Here is a 16265-nt window from a genome sequence, read left to right on the forward strand (position 1 = left end):
TCTTTAAATAAATTATAAGGAGTAAAAAATGTGCAAAGATTGTGGTTGTAGCCTACATTCTCACGAACATACACACAGCGATGGCGTAACTCATTCTCATACTCACTCTCACGAGCATATGCATAAAGAAGGAGAAAATGCTATACACGAGTACTCACACCCCGCTTTAAATGATACAAAAACGGTTGAGGTTATAACTAAAATTTTATCTCAAAATGATAGTGAGGCAGCTCATATAAGAAAGCATTTTGATGAAAGTGGTATCTTATGTATAAATTTAATGAGTAGCCCAGGTGCCGGTAAAACTACGCTTTTAGAAAACACTATAAAAAAAATGGATTTAAATATAGCGGTATTAGAAGGGGATTTAGAGACAAACCGCGATGCAGATAGAATTTTAAAAGCTGGTGCCAGAGCTTATCAGATAACAACTGGACAAAGCTGTCATTTGGACGCATTTATGGTTCACGATGGTCTTCATCATCTTGATTTAAATGATGTAAAATTGGTTTTCATTGAAAATGTTGGAAATTTGGTTTGCCCTGCAAGTTATGATGTAGGAGCTCATTTAAATATAGTTTTATTAAGCACTCCAGAAGGAAGTGATAAAGTTGCTAAATATCCCGTTATGTTTAGAACAGCCGATCTTGTGGTTATTACAAAATCATCTTTGATAGAGCATTTTGAGTTTGATATAAAAGATGTTACAGCCGAGCTTAGAAAACTAAATCCAAGAGCTGATATAATAGTTTTAGATAGTAAAACTGGCGATGGTTTTGATAAGTGGATTAACTATTTAAAAATGAAAATGGAGCTTAGATAATGTGTTTAAGTATCCCATCTAAAGTTAAAAGTATAGATGAGAACAACTATGCTATAGTTGAAACTTTGGGCGTAGAAAGGGGTGTGAGTTTAGATCTTATAAGTGAGCCTGTTAGTGTTGGGGATTATGTGTTAATTCATGTTGGTTTTGCTATGGAAAAAATAGACACAGCTTACGCAATCGAAAGCTTAAAAGCATACGAAGAAATAGCTAAGATGATGAAAGATGGCACCATAGACGAATTTGAAGGCGATATGGGACTTCTTAGCAAAAATTCTTAAAGAAATCAAATGGATTTAATATCTGAATTTAGAGACAAAGAGCTTATTTTAGCATTAAGTGAGCTCATAAAAAAACATAGCAAAAAGCCGCTTAATATAATGGAAATTTGCGGCGGACATACGCATAGCTTGATGAAATTTGGACTTAATGATTTGGTTGGAGAAAATATAAATTTCATTCACGGACCTGGTTGTCCAGTGTGCGTTATGCCAAAAAGAAGTATAGATGAAGCTATCAAACTTGCTTCTATGCCAAATACTATATTTTGCACACTTGCTGATATGCTAAGAGTTCCAGGAAGTAACACATCACTACAAAAACTTCGTGCAAAAGGGCACGATATAAGATCCTTATATACGCCTTTAGATGTTATAAAAATAGCATTAGAAAACAAGGATAAAATAGTTATATTTTTTGCTATTGGCTTTGAGACAACAACACCAATGAGTGCAGTTGTGATACAAAAAACCATAGAACTTGACTTAAAAAATCTGTTTTTTCATATCAATCATGTTACGGTTCCAGCACCAATTAGAGCTATAATGAATGATGAAAATGTTCATATAGATGCATTTTTAGGACCAAGCCATGTAAGTGTGATAACTGGATCAAAAATTTATGAAAGTTTAGCAAATGAGTATAAAACTCCAATTGCAGTAAGCGGATTTGAACCGCTTGATATGATGGATAGCATTTTAAATTTAGTAATGCAACACGAAAATGGCAGTTATGAGGTTTATAATCAGTATAAAAGAGTTGTCAAAGAAGATGGAAATTTAAAAGCAAAAGAACTTATAAATAAATATTTTGAAATTTGTGATTTTAATTGGCGTGGTCTTGGGATTATAAAATCAAGCGGATATGATTTAAAAAGCGATTTTGATAAGATAAATGCTAAGAAAGTTTTTGATTGTAGTGTAGAAAGCAAGGGCGAAAGCAGGGCGTGTATGTGCGGAGAGATACTTCGTGGTAGGGCAAAACCATATGATTGCAAAGTTTTTGCTAAAGCTTGTAATCCACAAAATCCTATAGGCTCATGTATGGTCTCAAGCGAAGGTGCTTGTGCGGCTTACTATAAATATCAAAAGAGGAGTTAGTTTGCAAGAAATTCTTTTAAGTCATGGTGGTGGCGGCGAAGAGATGAATAGTCTTATAAATGAGACTATATTTGGTATTTTTGATAATGAAATTTTGCGTGAAGCAAATGATGCTGCTATTTTAGAAATGAATGGCAAATTAGCTTTTACAACAGATTCTTTTGTTGTAACACCGATTTTTTTTCGTGGCGGAGATATAGGAAAAATTGCTGTTTGTGGAACCGCAAATGATCTTAGTATGGTTGGTGCAAATCCAATGTATATAAGCTGTTCTTTGATAATAGAAGAGGGCTTAAAGATAGAAGAGCTAAAAGAAATTTTAACATCAATGCACGATATAGCCAGTAAAAATGGTATAAAAATAGTTTGTGGTGATACAAAAGTAGTTGAAAAAGGAAAATGCGATAAAATTTTTATCAATACAAGTGGAATTGGTAAAATCATATTAAAGCCCATTGAAACAAAAAATTTAAAACCTAAAGCCAAGATTTTACTTAGCGGAGATATAGGAAGACACGGAGCTGTTATACTTGAAGCTAGAGATGACATAGGTTTTAAAAGCTCACTTCAAAGTGATTGTAAATGTCTTAAAAATGTTGTTTTGGCTTTAATTGAGGCAAATATAGGCATACAATGCATGAGAGATGCTACTCGTGGCGGACTTAGTGCAGTGTTAAACGAATGGGCAAATTTTAGTAAAAATGAAATTTTAATATATGAAGAAGATATAAAAATAAAAGATGAAGTTATGGGAATTTGCGAACTTTTAGGTTTTGAAGCATATGAGTTAGCAAATGAAGGGACTTTCGTGTTAGCAGTTGATGAGAAAAATGAAAAAAAAGCTTTGGAAATTTTAAAAAGTTTTGATGAAAATGCAGCTTGTATAGGCGAAGTTACTAAGGCTAAAAAACCAAGAGTAATTTTACAAAATGCCTATAAATCGCAGCGATTTTTAGAGCTTCCAAAAGGCGAACTTTTACCAAGGATTTGTTAATGCACGAACTTTCTATAGTAGCAGATCTTGTAAAGCTTTGTGAGGATAATCTAAAAAAAAATAACGCTACAAAGGTGTTAAAATTAGAGCTTAAAATAGGCAGATTAAGTGGCGTTGAGGCTCATTATTTGAAGAGCTGTTTTGATGTTTTTAAAGCCGGGACTGTTTGTGAAAATGCAGAGCTTATAATACATATTCAAAATGTAGTGATTCATTGTAAAGAGTGTGGTTTTGATACTGAGCTTGATGAAAATAACTTCATTTGTCCAAAGTGTGGCTCAAATAAGCTTGATGTGATAGATGGCGAAGATATGTATCTTATGCGACTTGAAATGGAGTAAGTAGAGCATAATCTCAAATTTGATATAATTACATTTTAATTTTATAAATTTAAGGAATTTTTATGGGAAGAGCGTTTGAATATAGGCGTGCTTCAAAAGAAGCTAGATGGGATAAGATGAGTAAACTTTTTCCTAAGCTCGGTAAAGCTATAACTGTTGCTGCAAAAGAGGGTGGCTTGGATCCTGATATGAATCCAAAACTAAGAACTGCTATCGCAACTGCAAAAGCTCAAAATATGCCTAAAGACAACATAGATGCTGCTATAAAAAGAGCAAATGGAAAAGATAGCAGCGAAATAAAAACAATTCATTATGATGGCAAAATGCCTCACGGCGGGCTTGTAATAGTTGAGTGTGCTACAGATAATCCAACAAGAACTGTTGCAAATGTAAAAGCAATTTTCAATAAAAATGGCGGAGAGTTTTTACCAAGCGGAAGTTTAAATTTTATGTTTAGTAGAAAGTCTGTTTTTGAGGTTGTAAAGCCAAATAAAGACATAGAAGAACTTGAGCTTGAATTGATTGATTATGGAATGAGTGATATTAAGCTTGTAAAAGAAGAAGATAGTGAAATTTTGGTAATTTATGGAGATTATGAGAGTTTTGGGACTCTTAGTGAGGGCATAGAAAAACTTGGTTTGGAAATGAAAAAAGGTTCTTTGCGGTTCGTGCCAAATACGCCTATTGAGATAAGCGATGAGCAGTATGAGGACATAGAAAAACTTATTGATAAGCTTGAAGATGACGATGATGTTCAAGCTGTTTATACAAATTTGGAGTAAAAAATGAGAGAAGAATTAAAAATTTATGATATCAATAAAGATGAATTAGAAAAATGTAAATTTGCCGTGATTTCTACAAATAAAGGCGATATGAAAGTTAAGCTTTACGGGGATGAAGCACCGCAAACGGTTACAAATTTTGCAAACCTTGCAAATAGCGGTTTTTATGATAATCTTACTTTTCATAGAGTTATACCAAATTTCGTTATACAAGGCGGTTGCCCTAACGGAACTGGCACAGGCGGACCTGGCTGGAGAATAAAATGCGAATGTGATAATCAAACACACAAACATCAAAGAGGCACTCTTTCTATGGCTCATGCCGGGAAAGATACTGGTGGAAGTCAGTTTTTTATCTGCCATAGTAAGCAACCCCATCTTGATGGTATCCACACAGTTTTTGGCGACTTAACTGACGAAGAGAGTAAAAAAGTGCTAGATTCTATAAAAGCAAACGATACTATAAAAACTATACAAATCAAAGAAAATTTATAAAACATTTTGGGGTTTATACCCCATAAATTTATTTTAAAGTGTAACACAAATAAGATATGTTTGATATAGAATATGCAAAAAATAATGATAATTTTAGAGAGTTAAAACATTCACAATCTGTTTGTAAATTTATATATCTTGATGGCAAGAAGCTCTTAAATTTAGGTTCAAATGATTATCTAGGAATTGCTACAAACAAGACCTTAAGAGATGAATTTTTAGAAATTTCTAAAAATAAAGACTACTTTTTTGGAAGTGGTGCAAGTAGGCTTGTTTATACATCTAGTGATGAATTTAACAAACTAGAGAGTTATTTTGAGCAAAGATTTTGTGGGAAAAAAGCTACAATTTTTAACACCGGATATTGTGCAAATTTAAGTTGTATTTCTGCTTTAAATGGCAAACAAACGCTATTTTTATGCGATAAACTAATTCACGCAAGTATGATTGATGCACTAAAAATTTCAAAAGCAAAATTTAAAAGATATGAGCACAATAATTATGAAATGCTAAATGATTTGCTTTTAAAAAATTATTCTAAATTTGATGAAATGATAATTTTAAGTGAGTCTGTTTTTAGTATGGATGGCGATAGTGCCGATATTAGGCATTTGTGTGAGCTTAAAAAAGAGTATAAAAATGTAAAACTTTATATAGACGAGGCACACTCATTTTTTGTTAGAAATGAGCTTGGAAATGCACATAAACTCGGACTTGATAAAGATATTGACTTTTTACTTGTAACGCTTGGAAAGGGCATAGGAAGTAGCGGTGCGGTGATTTTATCAAATGCTTTTTATAAAGATATTTTTGTTAACTCAGCTAGAAGCCTTATTTTTTCTACGGCAATTCCGAGCATTTGTGTAGCTTGGACTAATTTTATACTTTCAAAAGATTTTAGTTTAACAAGACAAAATTTAGAACAAAATATAGCTTATCTTGGGCTAAACGGTAGTCATATACAGCCATTTTTAACCTATGAAAACTCAAAAACGCTTGAGCTTTCAAAAAAACTTATCCAAAATGGATATTTTATACCAGCTATTCGTCCGCCTACAGTAGCACCAAATACATCTCGCTTAAGGATATCTCTTCGTGGTGATGTAGAAAAAAGCGAACTTAAAATGCTAAAAGAGATTTTGTATGCAAGTTAAATTTATAAAAAATAATGCCAAAAATAAAAAACTTATATTGATTTTTTTAGGATATTCGTTTTTACCACAATGCTTAAATGTATTAATTGCAAATACTCAAAAAAAAGAGTTTGATTTGTGTGTGGTTTATGACTATTCAAATTTAAATTTTGATATATTGCAAGATATTTTACAATACAAACATATATATCTTATAGCTTGGTCTATGGGAGTTTGGGCTGCAAATTTAGTTTTTCAAAGTGATAAATTTAATGATATAAATTTAATAAAAAAAGTAGCAATAAATGGAACTATTTATGGTATAGATGATGAGCGAGGCATACCAAAGAATTTGTTTAAAAAAAGTATAGATGAGTTTGATTTTGAAAACTTTAAAAGACTTTGTTTTTTAAAAGATTTAGACAAAGTTGATTTTGAATTTGGCAAAAATCCTAAAAATGAACTAGAACAAATTTATATTTTTTCGCAACAAAATAATAAAATAAAAGATAGTTTAAATATCGATAAAACCATCATTTCAAAAAGAGATTTTATATTTCCAACTACTGCTTATACAAATTTAACTTGCGAAAAAAAGTTTATAAACGCTCCGCATTTTCCATTTTTTTATTTCAAAAATTTTGGAGAAATTTTTGAAATTTAAAACAGCAAAAAATTATGAAGATTTTGCATATGCTCAAAAATTTGCAGCAAAAAAGCTTATAAATGAGCTAAAAAAACATTCATTATATTATAAAAATATATATGAGATAGGCTGTGGTTGTGGGGTTTTAACAAAATTTATTTTAAAAGAGTTGGATTTTAAAGATATTATTTTAAATGATATTTATAAAAGTGATTTTATGAATGGAAATTTTTCAACACAAATAGGCGATATTAGAGATATTAAAATGCCTTCAAATTTAGATTTGATTGTATCAAGTTCAGTTTTTCAATGGTTTGATAAAAGAGGCGAGTTTGAAAAACTCATAGATAAAATTTATCTATCTCTAAACAGTGGCGGTATATTTGCTTTTTGTATGTTTATAAACGGAACACTTTATGAGTTAAGCAGTTTTACAAAACAGGGGCTTAATTATAAAACAGACAAAGAAATTTTATCATTATTGTCAGATTTTAAAATTTTAAACTTTATAAACGATGAATATATTGCTAAATTTAATAACTTAAAAGAGCTTTTAAATCATTTAAAACAAACTGGTGTTAATAATATAAATGGAAATTTTAAGCTTACTAAAAGTAGCATTTTAGCATTAGAAAATCACTTTGAAAATGATTTTTCATTGAGTTATAAATTTATAAATGTAGTATGCAAAAAGGCATGACGATAAGCCGAGTTCTGTCTAGAACGGTCATTTATCTAGGCTAAATTTCGCAATTTAGCTCAAGCGAAGGGTTTTAATATAAGACCAAAACCATCCCTTCTTGCTGCAGGTTGGGTTTACAAAGCCATCATTGTTACCAATAATGCTGGTAAGCTCTTACCTTACCGTTTCACCTTTACCGCAAATGCGGAAGTTTGCTTTCTGTTGCACTATCCCTTAAGTTTCCTTAGCCATCTGTTAGATGGAACCATGTCTTATAGCAGCTCGGACTTTCCTCTTTGGTGTGAGATGCCAAAGCGACCGTTTATCATGCCAAATGTAATTTTATCAAAAATGAACTTAATAATATTTTATCGTTTTATTGTTACTTTTGGTAAAATAAAATGTGAGTTTTTTAAAGAATGATATAATTATAAGCTGTTTTTTACTAAAAAGTGATAGTATATTATGATAATCATAAAAAAGGAATAATTTAGATTATGGAAAAAACTTTACAAAATCAGGCTTTAGAGTATCATTTAGGTGGAAAGGTAGCTATTAGTGTTACAAAACCTTGCGTAAATTCAAAAGATCTCTCTCTTGCTTATAGCCCTGGTGTTGCTGAGCCTTGCAAAGAGATTCAAAGAGATGAAAATTTAGTTTATAAATATACATCAAAATCAAATTTAGTAGCTGTAATAAGCAATGGAACAGCAGTTTTAGGACTTGGAGATATAGGTGCAGCAGCAAGTAAGCCAGTAATGGAAGGAAAGGCTGTTTTATTTAAAAAATTTGCAAATGTTGATGCTTTTGATATAGAAATAAACGAAAGAGATCCTAAAAAAATAGTTGAAATTTGTAAAGCCATCTCAGTTGGATTTGGCGGTATAAATTTAGAAGATATAAAAGCACCTGAGTGTTTTGAAATAGAAAGAGAGCTTCAAAAAGCAGTTAATATCCCTATAATGCACGATGATCAACACGGAACTGCAATGATAACAACCGCAGGTCTTATAAATGCACTTGAAATTTCAAAAAAAGATATCAAAAATATACGAGTTGTCGTAAATGGAAGTGGTGCATCTGGCATAGCTTGTGCAAAAATGTATAAAGAACTCGGTGTACAAAATATAATAATGCTTGATTCAAAGGGTGTTATTCATGATGGTAGAAATGATTTAAATGAGCAAAAAAAGGAATTTGCAATTCACACGGATCTTAGAACTTTACAAGATGCTATGAATGGTGCTGATATGTTTTTAGGACTTAGCAAAGGTGGTGTCGTTAGTAAAGATATGGTTAAATCTATGGCAAAAAATCCTATAATATTTGCACTTGCAAATCCTGTTCCTGAAATTTTTCCTCACGAGATAATGGAAGTTAGAGATGATGCTATGATTGGCACTGGAAGAAGCGATTTTCCAAACCAAATAAATAATGTTTTAGGCTTCCCATATATTTTTAGAGGTGCTCTTGATGTGCATGCAAGAAAAATAACGCCAAATATGAAAATGGCTGCAGCAAAAGCTCTTGCAATGCTTGCAAGAGAACCTGTAAGTAAGGAAATTTTAGATTTAACTAAAAATCCAAATTTAACTTTTGGAAAAGATTATATCATACCAAATCCTTTTGATAAAAGAGTGCTTTTTGCTGTTGCACCAGAGGTTGCTAAGGCTGCATTTAATGATGGTGTTGCTGGTATTAATAATTTTGATGAAAAAGAGTATTTAGAGTCATTAAGAATCAACTTTTTAGAAAAACATTTATAAATTTAAAGCAACTTTGATTTAAGTTGCTTTAAATTGTTATTGTATTTCAAAATGTGTTATTTTGGATAGTTTTTCATTTGTGTTTAGAATTTCGTATTTGAAATTTTTAGCAACTTTGAAGTTTTCAAGCCTTTTTATATGCATATTGGTGTAATTTTGTGCGTTTTGTTCATTATCAAATGCATAAATTCCGCCAGCTATATTTTTTTTACTATTTTCTGTCCATATTTTCCATAAAAATCCTTTTTCCATTGTTATGCTTTGTGCTAAGTCTTTGCACTCTTCATACATTTTCTCACCATATCCGCCACTATAATCAAAAGTAATTTGCAAAATAACCATTTTTTATCCTTTTTAGTTTTTATGATAGATAATATAGCTCAAATTTATAAATTTATTTTATAAACCCACTTCCCAAAACTCTATCTTTATCATCATAAAATACTGCAAGTTGTCCACTTGCTATACCATATGCCGGCTCATCAAGTTCTATCATAGCACCATTTTGGGCCATCTTAACATTTCCATTTATTTTTGGACTTCTATATCTTATTTTAACACCTGCTGTAAATTCTTTTAAATTTACAAATGCATTGAAATTTGTAGTTTCAAATTTATTTTGCGATAAATCTTCCTTGTTTCCAACTATGATTTCATTATTTTTTGAATCTATTTTTATAACATAATGTGGATCATGTGCACCATCTATTCTAAAACCGCTTCTTTTTCCTATGGTATAATGCATATATCCTTTGTGTGTCCCGATTTTATTTCCAAATTTATCTTTTACGATTCCTGGGATTTCCGTGTTGAAGTGCTCTTTTAAAACATCAATGTATGTTTTTTCAACAAAACATATTTCGCTACTTTCTTTACTTGTTGCAATGTTGTTTAAAATTTCTATTTTTGATGCTTCTTCTTTTATATCTTTTTTAAACATATTTCCAAGTGGAAAAAGCATATACTTCAAGGCTTTTGGGTCTATGTTTGCAAGGAAATAGCTTTGATCTTTGCTTAAATCTTTTGCAACTTTTAAAAGATTATCTTCTATCCTGACATAATGTCCCGTAGCAAGTTTATCGCATCCTAAACTCTGTGCATACTCAAGAAGCGATCCTAGTTTTATCTGTTTGTTACAAAGGGCACATGGATTTGGCGTTTTGCCGTCTTTATAAATTTGTACAAATGGATTATAAACTTCTTTTTTAAAAACATCTTGCAAATCTAAAATTTCTGTTTGTATGTCAAGAAATTTGCCAACTTCTTTAACTTTTTGTATATTTTCCTCATGATATCCTGGTTTGTTGTGAAGTAACATATAACAACCAATGACCTCATGTCCGCAGTCTTTTAAAAGCTTTGCACTATACGAAGAATCTATTCCTCCGCTCATTGCCATCATAATTTTCATGATATTCCTTATTTTATGATTAAGGGGAATTGTATTTAAATTTATATTTTATTTTGCTGAATTTATAATATAGTTAAATACTATATCTATATCATCTTCTATGGTATATAAGTTTATATCATTTGGCGTAATAGTCATATTTTCAACTAAAGTATCTCTTATAAATTCATCTAGTTTTGACCAAAAATCTATACCAATAAGATATATCTTATTGTCTTCTCTAAATTTTGTTTGAACTAAGCACAAAATTTCAAACAACTCATCTAGTGTTCCAAAACCTCCCGGAAAGACTACAAATGCTTTTGAGTGTTCTATGAGAGCATATTTTCTAAGTGATAAATTTTTTAGTTTTGTGCCTTTATTTATATATGGATTTGAATTTTGTTCAAACGGGAGTTGTATATTTATACCAATGCTATTTTTTCCAGCATCATAAGCACCTTTATTTGCAGCTTGCATAATACCATCTCCGCCTCCTGTTACTATAGAAAAACCCTTATTTGCTAGTTTTTTTGCTAATTCGTAGGCTTTTTTACAATAAATATTATCATTTTGTAATCTTGCTGAGCCAAAAAAAGTTATATATCTGTTTTCTTTTTCAAAAATACCATCTAGTAAAGCAATCTCGCTAAATATATTTTCTATCATCTAAGTTGTTCTAACCTCTCTTTTTTTGTTCCTATTTCAGTTATTTGTATGCCAAAATTTCCATCTATTATAACAACTTCTCCAAGAGCTATTGGCTTATCGCCTATTAGAATTTCAAGTGGATCATTTGCTAGTTGATTTAGTTCTATAACTGAGCCTATATCCATACTTAAAACATCTTTTAAAAGCATTTTTTTTGACCCAATTCTCACTCTTATTGGAAGTCTAACATCCATAATAAGATTTATATTTCTCATCTCATCGCTTGTAAATGATGATTTAGCTGAAGATTCTGATTTTTCTTGATGTGATTTTTGAGAAGCCGGATTAAGAAGCTTGTTTAAAACAAGATCGCTTACAAGACCAAAATGTTCGTCTAAAGCGTCTATTTTAACTTCATATATATATGATTTTTCATACGAACTTAGATCAAGTGCTTGGTTTTCATCTAAAAATACTACTTTTGATACTTCAAAATTTAGTTTTGGAAGATCTTTTTGTGCTCCAAGTGTAGTAGAAAATGCCCCTAATATATTTGAAAATACTTCTTTTGCTGCATCTATCTCATCTGCACCAAGAGAAGATGTGTTTGTTATCTCTTCTTCTCCCATCATCCATTCGCCAATGGCTGTCATAAAAACAGGAGTTGATAAAAGTAGAAGTTTTGCCGTAGTTGCACCGCTAACATTTATGGTAGCAACTACTACTGGTGGTTTTATTGTGGTTTGCTCATTAGCATTATCTTCGGTTTTATTTGAAAATACAGCTTGTTTTCCTGTAAGTCCTTCTATGGTTGCAACTACTTCTTTGGTAAAAAAATTTAAAAATTGTTCTATCATATATCATCCTCTTCTTCCATATACTCTTCGTTTTCATCGTTTTCTTGCTCATTTTGAAAAGCTAGTGCTTTTGCTTTTCTTTCTTCTTCAAACTCTTCTAAGATGGATTTTATCTCATCTTTATCTGTTTTTATGAGCTGTTCTATTTTTATGGTTTTTCTAAATCTGTGAAGCCCGATTTGTGCTAAAAAAACATCTTTTTTGTCTATTGTTACTATAGCTTTATCATCAGCTGGTCTATCTAGTCTTAGTATATCTCCAACTTCTAAATTTAAAAACTCATTAACACTTATCATAGCTTTACCTAATATTGCTTCATAAATAACTTCAGCTCTACCAACCAGTGTTTTTAACTCTTTGTTTCTACTTTTTTTAGCAGAAGTTTCACCAAGCATTACATCTCTGCTTGCAAGACGCGATAAAATAGGCTCTAAATATATAACAGGATAGCATATGTTTATCATTCCGCTTGAGTTTCCTATAATTATCTCCATAACAAGCATAATGACAATCTCATTTTGCGATACTATTTGCACTACATTTGGAGAGCTTTCTTTGGTTTCTATGTTTGGGTAGATGTCTGTTATTAAGCTCCAAGATTCTCTAAGTCTTTGCATTATTATACGAAGAATTGCATCTAGTAAATTTATTTCTATCTCTGTTAATTCTCTATTTTCTTCAAAGCCCTCTCCATTTCCGCCAAGAAGTCTATCTATCATAGGAAATGCGATGCTTGGATTTATCTCTAAAACGCAATTTCCATCAAGCGGTTTTATAGAAAAAACATTAAAGCTTGTTGGACTTGGTAGGGACATTAAAAACTCTCCATAAGTCATTTGATCAACTGAGTGAAGCCTTATTTCTACAATGCTTCTCATTATGCTAGAAATTTGAGAGGCTAAATTTCTAGCTAGTTTGTCATGAATACCTTTTATGGCACGAAGTTGTTCTTTGCTAACTCTATTTGGTCTTTTAAAATCATATATAATGATTTCTCGTTCTTCTTGCTCTTCTTTTTTACGAGGCGTATCTATATTTTCATCTGTATCTTCGTCCACTACTTCAAGTAGTGCATCAATTTCTTCTTGTGTTAGTATATCAGCCATCTAGGCTCCAAATCTTTCTTTTATTTTATTTATTAACTTTTTATGAATTTGAGAAATTCGTGATTGAGAAATGTTTAAAATTTCACTAATCTCAGCTAAAGATAACTCTTCATAATAATACAACTGAACTATAAGTTGATCTCTTTTTTCAAAAGTTGCCAAAACTTCTTCTATTTTTTCAAGTAAATCATCTCTAATAACTCTATCTTCTGTACTTTCTTGTTCAGTGTTTATAAGATGGTCATCTATCGGCATTACTGAGCATATGCTGCTTGCCATTCTTGCTTCTCTTATTTTATCTTCGCTTTCATTTAAAACTTTGGCTAAATACGCATCATCTGGCTCTTGTTCGTGTTTGTTAAAATAATTATCTATTTCTATTTCTACTTGTTTTATGAGTTTTCTGTTTGATCTGCTTACAGTATCAAGTGATCTAAGATAGTCTAGCATTGAGCCATATACTCTTTTTTGGCAATATCCCCAAAATGAGTCATTTTGGCTTTTATCATACTTTCTAGACATTTTTATCATTTGTGTAGCACCAATGCTTATTAAATCATTTACATCTATACTAGCAGGAAGTCTTTCTTTTAGTCTAAACGCCATTGATCTAAGTGCTGGCATGTATTGTAAAACAAGTGAATCTTGCTCTTGTTTTATGGCGTTTGCATAAGCATTATGCTGCTTTTTTTGCTGCTTTTCTGCCATGTTTTTTATCCAATGTTTTAGCTTTTAACTTTTGGGATGATAATTTAGACAAAATATTTTCCATTTTTCTTTCTCTCATAGATAGTTCTGCTATTAGTCTTTCATTTATCTCTTCATGTTTTTCTTTATTGAAAAAAATATTAAATGTTTGTTTGCTAACTTTTATATAGTTCATTATAGCTAAATGTATCACTAAATAAAAGAAAAATGTAATAAGCAGTGTATATACAACTATTTCTACGGGGTCTTGTATTTTTATAATTACAAACATAACTCCTATAAAAAATCCACAAGCTGTAAAAAAGGCTATAAAATTATCGGCTTTCAAAATAAACTTTCCTTAGTTAAAATTGATCCATTAGTTGTTTAAAAAAATTACTAATGCTTCTCCTGCCATCATCTACAAGCACTTTTCGTTCCAATCTATAAAGAAGCTTAGATGCCATCTGTTTGATTTCACTACTAGAAACTCCAAATGGCACATCTTGAGTAAATAAAGTTCTTTGTTTTATGCTTTTTGCTACATTTTTGTCATTTTGAATATATCCAAGCATAGAAAGATTTAAATTTGCAATGTTATTTAGTGCTACTTTTTGTATATTTTCAAATATTTTAATAGCTTCTTTTTCATCTTTTGCCATATTTATTATCATCAAAAGATCATTTTTTATTTTTGATGTTACTTTTATGGTTGCATAAGCATCTGTAATAGCTGCGGGATCTGGAACTGTTACAACTATAACCTCATCGCTTGCTTGTAAAAAAACTTGTATGTGATCTCCTATGCCCGCACCTGTATCGATAATCAAAAAATCAAGATAATCAAGATCACTAACTTCGCCTAAAAATCTATCATATAAAAAATGATCATTGTATTTTAGTATCTCATCGCCACTATCTCCAGGGATTAAAATCAAATTTTTTTTAACTGGAATTATGATATCACTTAGAGAGCATTCGCCTTTTAAGACATTTAATAAATTTTTATTCATTTTAACATTAAGAATAACATCTAAATTTGCTAGTCCAATATCAGCATCAAAAAGCCCAACTTTATAGCCATTATTTGCAAGGATATTTCCTAAATTTGCACTTATAGTGCTTTTTCCAACACCGCCTTTTCCGCTTGTTATGGCTATAAAATGCGTTGTTTTTTGTTTTTTTTGCTCTTTTGAAACAAGGTTTTGAAGTTTATTTGCTTGATTTATCATCAGAATCCTTTTTATTAAAGCCTTCTAAAACACATTCTATTAAAAATTCGCTCCTAGCTTCCATCAAATCATCTGGAACTTCTTGTCCGATAGAAAAATAACTAACAGGAGTTTTTGTTTCATAAACCAAAGAAAATACATTTCCAAATACTTTTGTCTCATCAAATTTAGTAATAATCATAGTATCAATATGCAAAAAAGAGAAATTATCATAAATTTCTAGCATATCTTCAACTTTAGATCCAGCAGACATAACTAGCGTTACATCTATATCTGCATCGCTATTTTTCAAAAAACTATCAAGTTTGTTAAGTTTTTCTTTGTCATACTGACTGCTTCCAATTGTGTCTATCAAAATAACATCGCATTGTCTTAAATTTTTTATAGCATTTTTAAAATCTTGTATTTGAATAACATCTAAAATAGGCAGTTTCATCAATTTTGCATATTGAAAAAGTTGCTCAACTGCACCAATTCTATATGTATCAAGTGTTATAATCCCGGTTTTGTATCTTACATCTCCAATATATGCAAAGCGTGCTGCAAGTTTTGCTAAAGTAGTAGTTTTTCCAACACCAGTTGGACCTACTAACATCATAATTTTTTGTTTTTTTAAGTCATGTCTTTGATTAACTCTGCAAGGCAACATTTTTCTTAAAAATGTGTAAAAGAAATTTTTTACAGCAGTTGGATTTGTTTTTATGTTCGTTGGCATACATTCTATCGTAGCTTTCATAATTGATTCTAGATGTTCATCTTTCATTCCGCTTTTACTTGCTGCTTTGTAAATGCCAGAAAATTCAGGCGGTATTATAAGATTATTTCTAGATGGCGCTCTTTCATCCCAAAACATATCGGCTATCATTGTGATTTTATTGTTTATATCATTTACTTTTTTTGAGACATTATCTATTTGTTTATTATAATTCTCATTATTTACAGATTTAATATCATTTGTGTTTGTAGTTACATTTTTTATATTTTGCGTTGCTTGTGATATATTTAAAAGCACATCATCAGACGACTTTTTGGCAGTTTGTGCAGTTGAAATAAAATTTGATTTTGCATTTGTTTGGTTTAAATAAGGATTTTGTTTTTTATGCGGTTGCATTGGTTTTTCTGGTATTTCGTCTTCTTCAACACTGACTAAAATTTCAAACAAAGCTTCTTTGTTTAAAGTTTTTGGTTGAATTTGTTTGGTTGTAACAAGCATAGCTTTATCACCACATTTTTCTTGAGCTTTTCTTAATGCTTCTATAGGACTATTGCCAGTAAATGTATGAAACTTAGTAGCCAAAAAA

General features: G+C 30.8%; 20 protein-coding genes and 1 other RNA gene. 11 read left to right on the forward strand and 10 right to left on the reverse strand.

Going from position 1 to position 16265, the window contains the following annotated elements; all coding sequences use genetic code 11:
- The first annotated feature begins 28 nt into the window (after positions 1-28).
- The 10 genes from hypB (at position 29) to CSPT_RS02750 (ending at position 7293) form a co-directional block, all read left to right on the forward strand.
- Positions 29-823 (forward strand): hydrogenase nickel incorporation protein HypB, encoded by a 795-nt coding sequence (gene hypB / locus CSPT_RS02705; protein WP_089182185.1) that lies wholly within the window; start codon positions 29-31, stop codon positions 821-823.
- Complete coding sequence (locus CSPT_RS02710) at positions 823-1104, forward strand: HypC/HybG/HupF family hydrogenase formation chaperone (RefSeq protein ID WP_089182186.1); 282 nt, start codon at positions 823-825, stop codon at positions 1102-1104. Before hypB ends, CSPT_RS02710 begins: the two co-directional genes overlap by 1 nt.
- 9 nt (positions 1105-1113) lie before the next feature.
- Positions 1114-2202 (forward strand): hydrogenase formation protein HypD, encoded by a 1089-nt coding sequence (gene hypD, locus CSPT_RS02715; RefSeq protein ID WP_089182187.1) that lies wholly within the window; start codon positions 1114-1116, stop codon positions 2200-2202.
- 1 nt (position 2203) lies between these two features.
- The gene (gene hypE / locus CSPT_RS02720; protein WP_089182188.1) at positions 2204-3196 is read left to right on the forward strand and encodes a hydrogenase expression/formation protein HypE; all 993 of its coding nucleotides are present in this window, start codon (positions 2204-2206) and stop codon (positions 3194-3196) included.
- Complete coding sequence (hypA, locus tag CSPT_RS02725; protein ID WP_089182189.1) at positions 3196-3537, forward strand: hydrogenase maturation nickel metallochaperone HypA; 342 nt, start codon at positions 3196-3198, stop codon at positions 3535-3537. Before hypE ends, hypA begins: the two co-directional genes overlap by 1 nt.
- A gap of 62 nt (positions 3538-3599) precedes the next feature.
- Positions 3600-4319 carry a YebC/PmpR family DNA-binding transcriptional regulator gene (locus CSPT_RS02730; protein WP_089182190.1) on the forward strand — a complete coding sequence of 240 codons (720 nt, stop codon included), beginning with the start codon at positions 3600-3602 and terminating at the stop codon, positions 4317-4319.
- 3 nt (positions 4320-4322) lie between these two features.
- Positions 4323-4814 carry a peptidylprolyl isomerase gene (locus CSPT_RS02735; RefSeq protein ID WP_089182191.1) on the forward strand — a complete coding sequence of 164 codons (492 nt, stop codon included), beginning with the start codon at positions 4323-4325 and terminating at the stop codon, positions 4812-4814.
- 56 nt (positions 4815-4870) lie between these two features.
- Positions 4871-5968 (forward strand): aminotransferase class I/II-fold pyridoxal phosphate-dependent enzyme, encoded by a 1098-nt coding sequence (locus CSPT_RS02740; RefSeq protein WP_089182192.1) that lies wholly within the window; start codon positions 4871-4873, stop codon positions 5966-5968.
- Positions 5958-6611, forward strand: a complete 654-nt coding sequence (locus tag CSPT_RS02745; RefSeq protein WP_089182193.1) for a pimeloyl-ACP methyl esterase BioG family protein — start codon at positions 5958-5960, stop codon at positions 6609-6611. The genes CSPT_RS02740 and CSPT_RS02745 overlap by 11 nt, the downstream gene beginning before the upstream one ends.
- A complete protein-coding gene (locus tag CSPT_RS02750) occupies positions 6601-7293 on the forward strand; it encodes a methyltransferase domain-containing protein (RefSeq protein ID WP_089182194.1) in 693 nt (230 codons plus the stop codon). Before CSPT_RS02745 ends, CSPT_RS02750 begins: the two co-directional genes overlap by 11 nt.
- Here the strand turns inward: CSPT_RS02750 and rnpB are convergent.
- Positions 7281-7609, reverse strand: an RNA gene (gene rnpB / locus CSPT_RS02755) — RNase P RNA component class A. The two genes, CSPT_RS02750 and rnpB, sit on opposite strands and share 13 nt — an antisense overlap.
- Positions 7610-7772: 163 nt before the next feature.
- Between rnpB and CSPT_RS02760 the strand changes: the two genes are divergently transcribed.
- Complete coding sequence (locus CSPT_RS02760; protein WP_089182195.1) at positions 7773-9041, forward strand: malic enzyme-like NAD(P)-binding protein; 1269 nt, start codon at positions 7773-7775, stop codon at positions 9039-9041.
- A gap of 36 nt (positions 9042-9077) precedes the next feature.
- Here CSPT_RS02760 and CSPT_RS02765 read toward each other — a convergent pair whose 3' ends face one another.
- Genes CSPT_RS02765 through flhF form a run of 9 tightly spaced genes read right to left on the reverse strand, consistent with a single transcriptional unit; the run spans position 9078 to position 16261 of the window.
- Positions 9078-9383, reverse strand: coding sequence for a monooxygenase (locus tag CSPT_RS02765; RefSeq protein WP_089182196.1), 306 nt, complete (start codon positions 9381-9383; stop codon positions 9078-9080).
- Between the two features lie 52 nt (positions 9384-9435).
- Positions 9436-10452: a tRNA 2-thiouridine(34) synthase MnmA gene (gene mnmA, locus CSPT_RS02770; RefSeq protein WP_089182197.1), complete on the reverse strand. Its 1017-nt coding sequence runs from the start codon at positions 10450-10452 to the stop codon at positions 9436-9438.
- Positions 10453-10500: 48 nt separating this feature from the next.
- Positions 10501-11100, reverse strand: a complete 600-nt coding sequence (locus CSPT_RS02775) for an LOG family protein (protein WP_089182198.1) — start codon at positions 11098-11100, stop codon at positions 10501-10503.
- The gene (gene fliY / locus CSPT_RS02780) at positions 11097-11939 is read right to left on the reverse strand and encodes a flagellar motor switch protein FliY (RefSeq protein ID WP_089182199.1); all 843 of its coding nucleotides are present in this window, start codon (positions 11937-11939) and stop codon (positions 11097-11099) included. Before fliY ends, CSPT_RS02775 begins: the two co-directional genes overlap by 4 nt.
- Positions 11936-13045 carry a flagellar motor switch protein FliM gene (gene fliM / locus CSPT_RS02785; RefSeq protein WP_089182200.1) on the reverse strand — a complete coding sequence of 370 codons (1110 nt, stop codon included), beginning with the start codon at positions 13043-13045 and terminating at the stop codon, positions 11936-11938. The genes fliY and fliM overlap by 4 nt, the downstream gene beginning before the upstream one ends.
- Entirely contained in the window at positions 13046-13753 is a 708-nt protein-coding gene (locus tag CSPT_RS02790; protein ID WP_089182201.1) for an RNA polymerase sigma factor FliA, read from the reverse strand. It lies immediately after the preceding gene.
- The gene (locus CSPT_RS02795; RefSeq protein WP_089182202.1) at positions 13722-14081 is read right to left on the reverse strand and encodes a hypothetical protein; all 360 of its coding nucleotides are present in this window, start codon (positions 14079-14081) and stop codon (positions 13722-13724) included. Before CSPT_RS02795 ends, CSPT_RS02790 begins: the two co-directional genes overlap by 32 nt.
- A 16-nt stretch (positions 14082-14097) precedes the next feature.
- Positions 14098-14964 (reverse strand): P-loop NTPase, encoded by an 867-nt coding sequence (locus CSPT_RS02800; protein ID WP_089182203.1) that lies wholly within the window; start codon positions 14962-14964, stop codon positions 14098-14100.
- Positions 14945-16261 (reverse strand): flagellar biosynthesis GTPase FlhF, encoded by a 1317-nt coding sequence (flhF, locus tag CSPT_RS02805; RefSeq protein WP_089182204.1) that lies wholly within the window; start codon positions 16259-16261, stop codon positions 14945-14947. Before flhF ends, CSPT_RS02800 begins: the two co-directional genes overlap by 20 nt.
- Positions 16262-16265 lie beyond the last annotated feature (4 nt).

This window comes from Campylobacter sputorum subsp. sputorum (genome assembly GCF_008245005.1).
Lineage (GTDB): Bacteria > Campylobacterota > Campylobacteria > Campylobacterales > Campylobacteraceae > Campylobacter_F > Campylobacter_F sputorum.